This window comes from Phytobacter cepae (assembly GCF_054165735.1).
The window spans coordinates 126,012-138,934 of record NZ_CM135107.1; the positions used below are offsets into that span (position 1 = coordinate 126,012).

The following is a 12,923-nucleotide window of genomic DNA, read 5'->3' on the forward strand; positions in this document are numbered from 1 at the left end:
CCGTTACCCTTTCGCAGAAAAGCCGTGGTTCAGCGCCCACAGCTCGGTGTATTTATTGAAAGTATACTGCGCGTTGACCACCGCCAACAGCCAACCCTGTTTACCGTCCAGTACGCCGCCGCGCAGCACCAGCGTTTTGAAAAAGGCCCCCAGCGTGTGGGTGAAAATACCGGTGAGCGAGGTTTTCTTGCCTTTCTGATGCCGCTCTTTGGCCCAGGCGGTGGCGTAATTCAACTGTTTACGCTGGAAACTGGCAAAGTCGCGGCAGGTCAGATGTAACAGATCGCCACTGAGTTCAATGACTTTAGCGCCCTGGGTTTCCAGGGATTCGTGCACCAGATTATCGTTGTACTGATAACGCTCACGTGGGTACAAGCGCATCACCCGGTCCGGGTACCAGCCACTGTGGCGCATAAAGCGCCCAAGGAAATAGTTACGGCGGGCGATGCTGTAGACGGCGTCGGGGTGCGGGGAAGCGAGTGTGGCACGCAGCGCATTGGCCAGTTCAGGCGTCACACGCTCGTCGGTATCAATCATCAGCACATACTCGCCGGTGGCGTGGCTCTGGGCGCGTTGCCGCTGGACACCATAGCCCTGCCAGTCGGTGTGGGTAAAGACCTTCACACCTGCGGCACGCGCCACGTCAACGGTATCGTCTTCACTGCCCGAGTCGAGCAACACGATTTCGTCTGCCCAGGCGACCGAGGCAAGGCAATCCGGCAGCAGATCCGCCGCGTTTTTGGCGATCATGACCACCGACAGGCGTGGCGACATTAATGACTCCGTTGCGGTAGATACGGTTGCAGGAGTTGCAGCAGGCGCGATAGCGCGCCCTGATTCTGATGCAGCACTTCCACAGCATGGCGACCGCACCATAAACGGTAGTCTTCATCGGTCAGTAGGGTGGCAATCTCTTTGGCGAGGGAATCTGCATCCGTCACGGTGATCAAGCCATCCGCAGCCTGCAGGCGCGCACAAATGTCTTTGAAGTTAAAGGTGTGTGGCCCCATCAGCACCGGAAGAGCGTGGGCTGCCGCTTCGAGCGGGTTATGTCCGCCGCGCTCCACAAGGCTGCCACCGACAAAGGCGATGTCAGCAATGCCGTACAGCATCATCAGTTCGCCCATGGTATCGCCAATCACCACCTGCGTACTGCCAGAGGGGATTTCGCCCGAGCTGCGGGTAATAAAGCTAAAGCCGCCTTTACGGGCCATCTCGCAGGCGTCCGGGAAGCGCTCTGGATGCCGTGGCGCCAGGATCAACAGTAAATCCGGGAAGGATTCCAGCAGCTTGCGGTGAGCCTGCAAAATAATGGCCTCTTCACCGTCGTGGGTGCTGGTGGCAATCCACACTTTACGCCGAGGCGCCCACTGGCGGCGCAGGGTAATGGCCCGGGCCGCCAGTTCAGGCGTCACGGAAATATCAAACTTCAGGCTACCCGTAATCGCCAGCTGATTGCGCTTCAGGCCGAGCTGCAGGAAACGGTCACCATCTTCCTGAGTTTGTGCCGCCATCAGGGTAATTTTGCTGAGCAGGCGACGCATAAACTTGCCGAGCTTGCCATAGCCTTTCGCAGAACGTTCAGACAAGCGGGCGTTAGCAATGACCAATGGAATTTTACGGGCATGCAGAGCCGAAATCATATTCGGCCACAGCTCAGTTTCCATCACAATCACCAGCTTCGGGCGGACGGTGTTGAGGAAACGACGCATGGCGCAGGGCAGATCATAAGGTAAATAGACGTGATGCACGTCTTTGCCAAAGGCCGAGAGCGCACGCTCTGAGCCCGTGGGGGTCATGGTGGTGACGGTGATCGGTAAGGTGGGGTAGCGATGGCGCAAAGCGCGCACCAGCGGCACCGCAGCCAGGGTCTCTCCTACAGAGACGGAGTGCAGCAAGATCCCGTCCGGCTTCACTTTATTTTGACAATAGCCATAGCGTTCGGCCCAGCGTTTACGATAGGCCGGGGCTTTACGGCTACGCAGCAGTAAGCGCAACCACACCAGAGGCTGAATTAAGTAAAGGAGGAAGGTATACAACAATTCCAAGCGATAATCCGTCTTTTAAGTTTCGGCGGGCAAATTCTAAGCATTTAGCCCGCTTAAAGCTATATGTTTGGCGTTATTCCCGGAGGTGTTTAGTCAGGATCTGTTCATTTCAGAGAAAAACGGGCACCGTTGTGCCCGTTTCGCTGCTTTTATTAGCGCTCGGCTGGGGGCAGAGCGTTCAGGTGATAGGTTATACGTTCAGACAAACCCCGGATATCGCCACCCGTAATGAAGTAGCTGTCATCTTTCTGATTTGGGTTTTTAACATCATAGCCCAGCATCTTGTTGATAAGCGTTGCTAACTGGAAATGGTTCAGCGGCAGCTGCGGGCTGATTTTCCCCATGGCATAAGCCGGGTCATTACTGAAGTACAGGAAGGGCACCTGGGCTATCGGCATTTCGACCACCGAATGTCCGAATAATCCGCCGTCACCGACGCGCTCACCATGGTCTGAGGTGATAAAGACCAGCACGGGCAGTTTAGATTTCGCCAACGCGGTACGGATAGCGGAAGCCAGCTCTTTATCGTAGAGACGAAGAGCATCGTCATATTCGTTTTTCTTCTGGGCGACGTCATCACTCAGCTTTGGCGTCGAGAACTTCGCAAAGCCTTGCGGGATGTTGCGGTCATAAGGAATATGCGGCGCACGGCTGTTCAGCACCATCAGGAACGGCTTGTCCCAGTTCAGCTTCGCCTGCTCAACGGAGGGCGTGAGAACAACGTCAGCACCGATTTCCGGCGCGGGTCTGATCTGCGTATCTTCCCATAAATCGATGTCATGAATACCAATCCAGTTGCTCAGCCCTTCCAGCCCCTGGGCGGAAATGAAGGCCGTCTGGTAGCCCTGTTTTTTGGCATTCGCGAAGATATTGGTCGCCTTCGATTTGTAGGCGTCATAGTTATCCGGCTCGCGTAAATTGTTTACCAGCATCGGAATGGCCACGCGCGTGGAGACCGCATTGGAGACAATCAGTCGACCGGTCCCCTGATATTTGTCCAGCAGCGCTTTCAGTTCCGGGGTGGTATCACGGTCGTACCCCAGTGCGCTGACGTGGTGCGGGTTTACGCTCTCACCAATGGCAAGGATGATGGAGTATTTGCCCGTCACCACGCCTGCGGCCGGCGAGACCTGGTAGGGATCGTAATGGGCCAGCGTCTGGTTTTCTCCCGAGAGCGCTTCCGGGATGAGGCGAACGCTGCTGAAGCTCATGGCAGCAAGGCCGTTACGCAACAGCGAGTGACGCAGGTCCGGGTTGAATTTATACATCTGCCCGTCGATGGCTTTATAGAACTGACCGCCGAACATCACCAGAATAATCAGCAGGCACGGCAGGGTCTGCCATTTTCCCCACGCCGGCGCCATGCGGCGAGAAATGACGAGAGCAAACACCACCGCCACTACCATAACCGCAAAGTAGATGCCCAGCGAACCGAGGCTATCGGTAATCCCGCTGGCGATGTCTTTGGTCTCGACGAAAGCCAGCCACACCTCGCTTGGCCCGTAGAACTGACCATAGAACTGGTAGTAGATGGCCTCTGAAATCTGCGTGATAAAGGTGACGGCTAATAATAAACGCGTCAGAAAATGACGGGCGCTAACGGCCGCGAGCAGGGAGATCAGCACATAGAGTGCGATGTCGTCTGCTTTAGGCATATAGACGCGATCTTTGAGTAAAATCAGAATTTCTGAGAATGAAAAAAGCACTAAGAAAACAAGCGCTAATACTGCAGTGCGCGCCAGTTTACTTCCTGACGCGCGGGCAGACTGTACGGATAGTGTGGACATAACAGAACTCGATATGACTTAAAATTTCTTGGTCAGTGGACGAATAGCTTTACCGAAGCTGAAGCGCAGGGCGCGAGCAAACGTTGAGCGAGTGTGTAATCCTTTCTCCTGGATATCCTCAAAAAGACGATACCAGCGGGCAGCCACTGCCTCACGGGAGTAAACCTGCAGCCGTTTTTCACCCTGCTCGCGCATCTGGCGATACAGCTCCGGGTTATTTTTCAGCTTCATGATGGCATCGAACGCTTCATCAGGCGTCTTCGCAATCAGGTAATCCAGTTCGCTTTCGCGAATGGCGCGATAGGACGGTTCATCGTCGCAAATCATCACCGTTTTCCCCAGCCAGTTGTTGATCAACTTGCTGGCGGGCTTACGGGCCAGTTTATGGTCGTGGGATTTGCGGAAACTGATGCAAACGTCCACGTCCTGATAGTTCGTCCAGTTATCGAAGGAGATGCGCAGCGTAATCCCCTGCTCTGCCAGGCGCTGTTTAAAGGCTTCGCTGCGGAACTGTTCCGGGAAGCTGTCCACGCGGCCAAAAAAGGCAACGGTCTGGATGGTTTCATCAGTGCGTTCGCGCGGTTTGACGCCCGGCTGCGGCCAGTTTGGAATAAATATACGCCCTGGAATTGCAGCCACTTCAGGGTTTTGCTCGACAACATAATCAGCGCCAATGACCGGCGGACGATCGGCACGTGCGACAACAGTGACACCAACCCAGGGTTTAACCCTTGAACCATAATGGTCGTTGTGCATAAGGTTAATGGCATCAGGACGACATTCTGTTCCCCAGGAACATTCAATCTGTCCGTTGTAGTAATAATTCAGACTGAGCATGGTCTGAAAGGTCCAGACTCCACGACCACCACAATAAAAACGATGCGGAATATCGTTGGGATTAATGGCCTGATCAATCAATTCTTTGAAGTCGGCAAAATGTGCTTCAATAAAATCGGATCGGGAAACGACGTGTAATTTCATCCTGCTCATATATCCACTTTATTTAACATATTTTTTAAGACGGAAGTAACGACGTCCCAGACGCCAGCGCTGACGTAAACCCCGCGCATTATTCCAGATCATTGACCAGATGCCGCGCGCAAAAAGTTCGCGCGTAATTTCGCGCTTTTTGGCTGAATCTTCAATGTTATTGATGCTATGCAGGATGCCCAGGCCCTCTTTGGCGATTTGCCAGTGGCAGGCGGGAACGCGTTTGACCTGTTCCGGGTAGCGTTTGTTAATGGCATCCAGCATTTCCAGAATCTTCATATAATGCCGGGCAGAGCGCATCCGCGTGTCGTCTGTACCAGGCGTATGTGACACGGAGGCGGAGTGAATCAGGTAATCGTAGAACACCTCATCAATGTACTGCACGCGTTTAGCGGTCAGCAGCACTTCCGTCGTCCACGGAATATCCTGATGGCGCAGGCCATGCTCGAAGGTGAAACCCTGCGCCTTAATAAATTCATGGCGGTAGATATTCAGCCAGGTGACGTGCAGGAATTTGCGTGAGGTGAGGGCCATTTGCAGCCAGGTCGGGCCATCCAGGATGCCGGTTGATGCCAGCTTATCTGACGGGAAAATTTTCTTCGACGGCCGCCCATCGTCATAAATATAGGTGCCGTTACAGGTGGCGACATCCAGTTGTCCCGCCAGGGCAATATCCAACAGCCGGGGGTACATGCCGGGGTAGATAACATCATCAATATCGGGAAAGGCAACATACTCGCCACGGGCAACGGCCAGGCCGGTATTACGCGCCGCAGACACGCCGCCGTTGGCCTGATCGATAACCTGGTAGTGCTCAAATTCACTGGCATAGCGCGCGATGATTTGTGCTGAGTTATCCGTTGAACCATCGTTAACAACGACCAACTCCAGACCACTCAGGTTCTGACGTTTAATACTGTCAAAAAAAGCGCTCAAAAAATTTTCGCCATTATAGACGGCGATCACGAGGCTTAATTGCGGCGTTCCAGACATGCTTTCTCCGTATTGAAGCGGAGCGATGCAGCGATCGCTCAACTCTTTCTTTACTCTGCGGTGGTTATTCGACAGCGCAACGCGTAAAGGGTTCTGAAAGGGTAAAATGCGCCAGGGCAATCGCACTGGCGCAGCAAAAATCAGGCAGGGGTATTATGACACTTCGGTGAACGTAATGAACACATTCCGATGAGCAGTCCCGTCAGCATCATATATTGCTCCAGATAATGGTCTTTTAAGTTGTGATCGACCATGGTTCGGGAGAAAAATCCGACGGTAAACAGTAGCAAGAACATGCCTGACATGGTGTTGCCGCGGCGGAATTCACGCCAGCCAATATGCCAGCATCCGACTAACAGAATCAGCCAGCCAGCAATCCCCGCGATTCCATTCTGAATGCCAAATTCAATCAGGCCGTAGTGGCTATGCGGAATATTGATGCGCTTGTCCTGCGTATCGCGCTGTAAAACGTACTGGAACGCCTCTTTGCGTGGGCCGATGCCCGCCGGATGCTCACCCACCAGTTTCCATCCCTGATGGAAGAAACTGGCCCGGCAGCCGTTGGAGTGGTTCATGGGGTTACCCATGTCATTGACAGGCTCAGTGCCATCCGTTTTGTTGTAGCAGAAGCTGGTGAAAGGCGCATTCCAGCCCGCGATGGCGTCACTTTCCAGCCCCTGCCAGCGTGGGTCGGTCTTCCAGGAGGCATAGCCCAGCAGCACGGAAGCAATGACGATGCCTGCCAGAATACCGCCGGTCACGAGAACGCGGCTCCGGCGCATGCTGTGCAGGCTCAACAAAATAAAGGTTGAGAACAGGCTGCCCACCAGACCAATGGTTCCCCAGCGGGTATCGACCAGCGCGGTACAGACCAGGTTACTGAGCAGAATCAATGCGAGGACAGGGGTATTCAGGCGTAAGAAGCGCTGATGCAACAGGCCGCGTGCTAATAGCTCCGCCAGAATAAACCCGGTGATCATATTAATCTGGAAGCTCATGCGGGTGCGGTTAAAGACAATGCGCGTCTCACCCCAATGAATCACCCCATCGCGCCAGTAGAGCCAGAGCGTGTCCAGCAGATGGACGCAAATGACCCCCCAGAAGAAGAGGATGACCAGCGTGAAAAACTTCGCCGCAGAGAAGTGCGGATAGTGCGCCTGGATAGCAGGAATAAGCACAAGACCTGCGCAAAACAGCAATACTGGCCGTAGCCATTGGCCATCCCAGGTGGAAACCATCTCTTTAATATCTGGCGCGACAAAAAAGCCATTTATTAACAGGAAGAACGTTAATACCCAAATCGTAATAAGGACAAACTTAATTTTATTTAAGTCCAGTTTACTTTTGGCCAGTGGGGACGTAAAAAAAAGCCCCAATGAAACCGCAATGATAGGGTAAATGAAGCCATTACGGTGGAACGGAAGCTGTTCATTTGGGATGGGCCAGGCAAAGCATAAAGCCAGTACGCCCATGACTAAAAGGCTCGTCAGAAAACTACGAATACTTATCATATTTTTTGGACAGTTTAAGGGAATGGGTATCTTCACCAGCGAATGCGCAAAGCTTACATAAATTCCACTTTTTTAGTGGGAATTAAAAGACAGTGGAAATTAACATAGAAGCGTAAGGGACAGAAGGCTAATCATTGTAAGCAAGATTAATCTGCAACCCACTGGCCGATGGGTACTTACGTTCGCACTGCAAGTATATACTATGACAATCAGGCCGTTAGCTCATAACAGGAAATGTATGCATATCGTTCACACAGAAGCCGATGGCGGTAAGGGCGGACAGCCGTTACGCATTATCAATGAATCCGTCGGGCTGATTCAGCGGGGCCATCAGGTAACCATACTGTGCCCGGAGACGGCACCGCTGCATGGCCTGGCACGCGAGGCCGGGCTTACTGTCGTCACGATGCCGCTGAAGCGTAAAAATCTTAAAAATTTGCAGGCCTTACGCCGCTGGCTACGTGAGCATCGCGAGGCTATAGATGTCATAAATAGTCACAATTCTGCGGACACCTGGCTGGTGGCGCTGGCCAACCTGACGCTCAGCAAACCAATTCCGCTGGTCCGTACCCGCCATGCCTCCGGTGTGCCGCGCAATAACTGGACGACCCGTTGGTTGTTCCGCAAAGCCTGCGCCCACATCGTGACCACGGGTGAGGCGTTACGTCAGCAGATGGCGGATATCGGCGTACCCATGGCGCAAAGCACGTCGGTGCCAAGCGGTGTGGATACCGGGCGTTTTCATCCTGCAGATAAACAGGCTGCCAGAACATATTGCGGTCTGGCGCAGGATGATTTTCTCCTCGGCGTGGTCTCGCACCTGCGGCCCAACAAAGGCCACAGCGTGCTATTGCGTGCACTGGCGACCATTGAGCACCCCGAGGTGAAGTTGGTTATCGTCGGCGAAGGGACCTACAAAGCCACCCTTGAGCAGCAGATCATCGAACTGGGTTTACAGGAGCGGGTCATCATGACGGGCCATCGCAGCGACCCGGAGCGCTTTTTCCCGGCCTTCGATATTGCGCTGAGCCCGTCCCATGACATGGAGGGCCTGCCGCAGGGAGTATTGCAGTCGCTGGCCTCGCGTATTGCCACCATCGCGACGGACGCAGGGGGAACAGGGGACGCGGTCATTAACGGTAAAACCGGGCTGTTGATCGGTCAGCGTGATGAGAAGGCGCTGCGTGATGCCATCCTCACACTCTATAACGACGCAGCCTTACGCCAAACGCTGGCGCAGCAGGGTTATGACTACCTGTGCGCTCACTTTACGCGTGAATGCATGCTTGAGGCGATGGAGAACGTCTTTACCGACGCCGCTCAGCGCAGCAGACCACGATAAAGCGCCTGTAACTCCCCGGCCATGCGGTCGAGAGTATAGGGTTCGGCAGTCGCCCGGGCGGCTGTCGAATAATCGACGCCCTGTTTCCTGCCGTCCAGCCAGGCGCTAATGGCCTGCTGGTACCCCTTATCGTCAAGCGCATCGCGCACCCAGCCGTTGACCCCTTCTTCAATCCACTCTGCCGCCCCGCAGCCGTGGCTGGTGAGGAGCGGCAAGCCACAGGCCAGCGCTTCGACGCAGACGTTTGGGAAGGGATCGTAGAGCGTGGGCAGGATCAGCGCATCCGCAGAACCGTACACCTCGCGGACATCGGCAACCGGCCCCAGAAAACGCACGCGGGACGCCACACCCAGGGTCTGTGCCTGCTTTTCGAACTTGCGCGCATGTTTATCACGCCCGGCAATCAACAGCCAGACAGCAGGATGGGGCGCAATGGCCTTCAGCGCCGTTGCCACCCCTTTGCGACTAAAACCCGACCCGACGTAAGCCAGTACGGGCGCATCATGCGGAATACCTAACGCCTCACGCTGTGAGCGGTTTTTCACTGTCGGGTGGAAGTGCGTAGTGTCCACACCGTTATAGATAACGGTGAGTTTGTCATCCGGCAGGGCAAAACGGCGCGCAATATCATCCCGCACCATCTTCGAGTTACAGATAACATTGCGCAGTGCCGGATGGGTGAACATCTGCGCTTCCGCTTGCAGAATATAGCGATGGTACTTGCTGAACGCCTGCGCCCAGCGCGCCAGCGGTGACTGGATACGGCCATACTGCTCAAGCCAGGTGGCGTGTACACCATCACCGGCACGAAAAATGGTCGCCCCCGGAATGCGCTCGTGGCTTTGCACAATATCAAACTGGCCGAATTGCGCGGCGGCTGCGGCGGCAAAACCGGCCTCACGGCTCAGGCGGTTACGAAAGGGGGGATTCACCGTTAATGTCTGCCAGCCAGCGGCATCTTCCCACTGGCGGGCAATCAGCGTGACGTCGAGCGAAGTATCCTGCGCCAGCACGTTCAGAGCGCGGGAGACAAACCGCTCCGCGCCGCCGTTTGGGTTGTAGGTTTGTCGGACAATCGCCAGCTTCATGCAGGGTATTCCAGCAGCAGTGTGTCAATCGCACTCAGCACCTGCTGCGGCGTGATGGCGGTGATACAGTCAGAAACACCGCTGTCACCGCAGCCTGCTTTACCGCAGGGCTGACAGGTGAAGCCGGCGGTAATCACGCGGTAGTTCACTCCCCAGGGTGCCCATTTGATGGCCCCGGTAGGGCCAAAAATTGCCACGGTAGGCGTGCCCACGGCGCTGGCGAGGTGCATCGGCATGGAGTCGACGCCAAAGTAGACCCGTGCGTGCTTCATCAGTGCGCCCAGCTCTTTCAGATTCAGTTGACCGCTTAAATCGAACACCGGCTGCGTCAGCGCCGCGCGTAGCGCATCCATGTATTCCGTCTCATCTTTTGATGGCGCGGCGGAAAGGATGATCGGCAGGCCACGGGCCGCAAGGTTATCAATGGTCGCGGCGAGCTGGTCGATCTGCCAGGCTTTGAACATCCAGCGCGAAGTGGGGTGCACCAGAATGTACGACTTGCTGGCGAGGCCAAAACCGGCCAGCTTCTCAGCAATCATTGCCTCGGCGGCTTCACCTGGCACGAAGAGCGTGTTTTTATCTTCGGCAGACTGCGGGTGAATACCAATTCGACGCAGGGCGTCGAGGTTAACTTCCACCATATGACGGCTGTTATCCTGAATCGCCGGGTAGAGCGTGGTAAAGGATTTCACCCAGCGGCGACGGGCCAGTCCACCGCGTTTATCCGGCTTGAAGCCCACCGACACCCGTGGTTTGAGACGACGCGCCAGGCGGGCGCCGTGCCAGTGCTCGGTCAGGTTGATCAGCACGTCGTATTCCCGTGCTTTGAGTTTTTTCAGCAGTGCCCGGTAGAGGCGAAGCTGTTCAAACCAGCCTTTTTTGCGCCAGTTGCGGCCAATGGTGTGCACCTGATCGATGTACGGATGGCTGGTGAGCATCGCCTGGGTATCGTCATAGACCAGCGCGTCGACTTCGACATCAGGCCAGTTTTTTTTCAGCACGGTAAACACCGGCGAAGTGAGCAGGACATCTCCGTGATGGCGCAGCTTAACGATTAGCACACGCTTCGGCGGACGTTCCGGCGTAAAAAAATCAGACATAGTCACTCTCTGCTTTCAGCAAAGGCTGTAATTGCGCAAAAACCGCAGCTGCGTGAAGGTCGCTCAGCTGCGATGAATGTTCCGGGCGGCAGATATATTGATTTTTTCCGTAGCCGCCAATCAGCCCAGGGTCCGTTGGGCCGTAAAGCGTAATGTTAGGGCGATCGAGTGCCGCGGTCAGATGACTGAGCCCGGTGTCAACAGAGACCACGCAGCGGGCACCGGCAAGCACCTGCGCCACGCGCTCTAAGCTCATGCGCGGCAGCACCTCAACAAAATCATAGCCCTCCGCCAGCCGTTTCGCTCTGGCTTCTTCATGGGGGGCCCCCCACGGCAGTTTGATCTGCAGGCCGCTGTTTGCCAGCAGGCCAATCAGGTCACGCCAGTGGCTTTCCGGCCAGTGCTTGTCGTCGCGGGTGGTGGCATGCAAAAACACCGCGTAAGGCGTTGAATGGCTGCGACTGTTAGGGAAATGGCGTGCGATAGCATAATCACCCTGGGTTTCCGGCTTCGCATACCCAAGGCTTTTGGCAAACAGTTCGCGGGTGCGTTCCACGGCGTGCTGTTGTTTTGCGATGTGATGACGGCGGTTATAGAACAGACTTGCCAGCGGTTCGCGCGCGCTCTGCCAGTCCATGCCGTGTTTGATGCCGTGCGCCAGTCGGGTTACCAGGGCCGCGCTCTTGACCAGCCCCTGGGCGTCAATGATGGCATCGTACTGCTCTGCCTGCACGGCATGACGAAATGCCCGCCGCTCCGCCTTTACGGGGTCGGAGAACCAGGCTTTGCGCCAGCGGCGGATAGCCACCGGGATGACCCGGTCAACGTTTTCATGCCAGGAGGGGATCTGGGCAAAGCCCTCTTCCACCACCCAGTCAAAACGAATACCCGGTATGGCGCGGGCAGCGTCAGTCAGAGCAGGGAGCGTATGCAACACATCGCCCATGGAGGACGTTTTAACGATCAGCACCCGCATGCGTTACCCTTCTTCTTTCAGCAGCAGGTTATTCAGCTCGTTCAGTACCCGCTCCGGCGTAATGTCGATCAGGCTCTGATGGTAACCTTCGGCAGCTTCGCCTTTACGCACCTTGTGGTAGCCGGTAATCAGGCGAATCACCCGCGCCTTATGCGACAGCGGTGGGGTAAAGTCCGGGCTGCTCGGGCCATAGAGCGCCACCAGCGGGCGGTTAAGCGCCGCGGCGACGTGCATCAGGCCAGAGTCATTGCTGACCACGGCTTTGCAGGACGCAATCAGAATGACCGCCTGCTCAAGCTGGGTTTCGCCCGCCAGATTGCGGCACCACGCCTGCTGCTCAACGCTCAGGGAGGCGAGGATTTGATTGCCCGCCTCGTGATCTTTCGCTGAGCCAAACAGCACTACCTGGAATCCTTCGTCGATAAGTTGTTTCGCCAGTTCCGCATAATGGTAGTGCGGCCAGCGCTTGGCCGGGCCGAATTCAGCGCCAGGGCAAAAGCCAATAATCTGACGTTCTGATGAGAGATCGAATGCGGCACAGGTTTGCAGTTTTTCACCATCGCTCACCTGCAACTGCGGCCAAAGCAGCGGCTGTGGCAAATCTTTCGCGCTGTTCATCACGCCTTTGTCATAGGCCAGCGCCACATAGCGCTCGACCATCAGCGGCCAGGCCTGCTTATCCAGCGTGCGAATATCATTGAGCAAACCGTAGCGCATTTCGCCGCGCCAGCCGGTGCGATGTGGCACCCTGGCGAAGAACGGCACCAGCGCCGATTTAAACGAGTTCGGCAGCACGTACGATCGGTCATAACGCTTTTGGCGAAGACGATGACCCAGCTTGCGGCGTTCGCCGATTTCCAGCGCGCCGTGGCCTAGCGGCATCGGGATAGCTTCATTCACTTCCGGCATCCGCGACAACAGAGGACGGCACCACGCCGGTGCCATCACATCGATTGAAGCCTGGGGAAAGCGCGCCTTGAGCGTGCGATAGAGACTTTGCGACATCATCATGTCGCCCACCCATGACGGGCCAACCACCAATATTTTCATTCATTTCATCCTTCAAGCTGTCTCTGCGTTGGCTGCCT

General features: G+C 55.7%; 11 protein-coding genes. 1 reads left to right on the plus strand and 10 read right to left on the minus strand.

Annotated elements, in window-relative coordinates; genetic code table 11:
• Positions 1-3: 3 nt before the first annotated feature.
• The 6 genes from ACUY4Q_RS00605 to ACUY4Q_RS00630 form a co-directional block, all read right to left on the minus strand.
• Positions 4-774: a glycosyltransferase family 2 protein gene (locus ACUY4Q_RS00605; RefSeq protein WP_458045227.1), complete on the minus strand. Its 771-nt coding sequence runs from the start codon at positions 772-774 to the stop codon at positions 4-6.
• Positions 774-2,048 carry a lipid IV(A) 3-deoxy-D-manno-octulosonic acid transferase gene (gene waaA, locus ACUY4Q_RS00610; protein ID WP_458045228.1) on the minus strand — a complete coding sequence of 425 codons (1,275 nt, stop codon included), beginning with the start codon at positions 2,046-2,048 and terminating at the stop codon, positions 774-776. Before waaA ends, ACUY4Q_RS00605 begins: the two co-directional genes overlap by 1 nt.
• Before the next feature lie 152 nt (positions 2,049-2,200).
• Entirely contained in the window at positions 2,201-3,835 is a 1,635-nt protein-coding gene (locus ACUY4Q_RS00615; protein WP_458045229.1) for a sulfatase-like hydrolase/transferase, read from the minus strand.
• An 18-nt stretch (positions 3,836-3,853) separates the two neighbouring features.
• Positions 3,854-4,825 (minus strand): glycosyltransferase family protein, encoded by a 972-nt coding sequence (locus tag ACUY4Q_RS00620; protein ID WP_458045230.1) that lies wholly within the window; start codon positions 4,823-4,825, stop codon positions 3,854-3,856.
• A gap of 9 nt (positions 4,826-4,834) precedes the next feature.
• On the minus strand, positions 4,835-5,818 hold the full coding sequence (locus ACUY4Q_RS00625; RefSeq protein ID WP_458045231.1) for a glycosyltransferase: 984 nt from the start codon (positions 5,816-5,818) through the stop codon (positions 4,835-4,837).
• Positions 5,819-5,958: 140 nt separating this feature from the next.
• The gene (locus ACUY4Q_RS00630) at positions 5,959-7,290 is read right to left on the minus strand and encodes an O-antigen ligase family protein (RefSeq protein ID WP_458045232.1); all 1,332 of its coding nucleotides are present in this window, start codon (positions 7,288-7,290) and stop codon (positions 5,959-5,961) included.
• Between the two features lie 277 nt (positions 7,291-7,567).
• On the opposite strand from ACUY4Q_RS00630, the gene ACUY4Q_RS00635 reads away from it, so the two are divergent.
• Positions 7,568-8,671 carry a glycosyltransferase family 4 protein gene (locus ACUY4Q_RS00635; RefSeq protein WP_458045233.1) on the plus strand — a complete coding sequence of 368 codons (1,104 nt, stop codon included), beginning with the start codon at positions 7,568-7,570 and terminating at the stop codon, positions 8,669-8,671.
• Here the strand turns inward: ACUY4Q_RS00635 and ACUY4Q_RS00640 are convergent.
• Genes ACUY4Q_RS00640 through rfaF form a run of 4 tightly spaced genes read right to left on the minus strand, consistent with a single transcriptional unit; the run spans position 8,650 to position 12,885 of the window.
• The gene (locus tag ACUY4Q_RS00640) at positions 8,650-9,759 is read right to left on the minus strand and encodes a glycosyltransferase family 4 protein (RefSeq protein ID WP_458045234.1); all 1,110 of its coding nucleotides are present in this window, start codon (positions 9,757-9,759) and stop codon (positions 8,650-8,652) included. The two genes, ACUY4Q_RS00635 and ACUY4Q_RS00640, sit on opposite strands and share 22 nt — an antisense overlap.
• Positions 9,756-10,859, minus strand: coding sequence for a putative lipopolysaccharide heptosyltransferase III (gene rfaQ, locus ACUY4Q_RS00645; protein WP_458045235.1), 1,104 nt, complete (start codon positions 10,857-10,859; stop codon positions 9,756-9,758). Before rfaQ ends, ACUY4Q_RS00640 begins: the two co-directional genes overlap by 4 nt.
• On the minus strand, positions 10,852-11,835 hold the full coding sequence (gene rfaC, locus ACUY4Q_RS00650; protein ID WP_458045236.1) for a lipopolysaccharide heptosyltransferase RfaC: 984 nt from the start codon (positions 11,833-11,835) through the stop codon (positions 10,852-10,854). The genes rfaQ and rfaC overlap by 8 nt, the downstream gene beginning before the upstream one ends.
• Positions 11,836-11,838: 3 nt before the next feature.
• Positions 11,839-12,885: an ADP-heptose--LPS heptosyltransferase RfaF gene (gene rfaF / locus ACUY4Q_RS00655; RefSeq protein ID WP_458045237.1), complete on the minus strand. Its 1,047-nt coding sequence runs from the start codon at positions 12,883-12,885 to the stop codon at positions 11,839-11,841.
• Between the last annotated feature and the right edge of the window lie 38 nt (positions 12,886-12,923).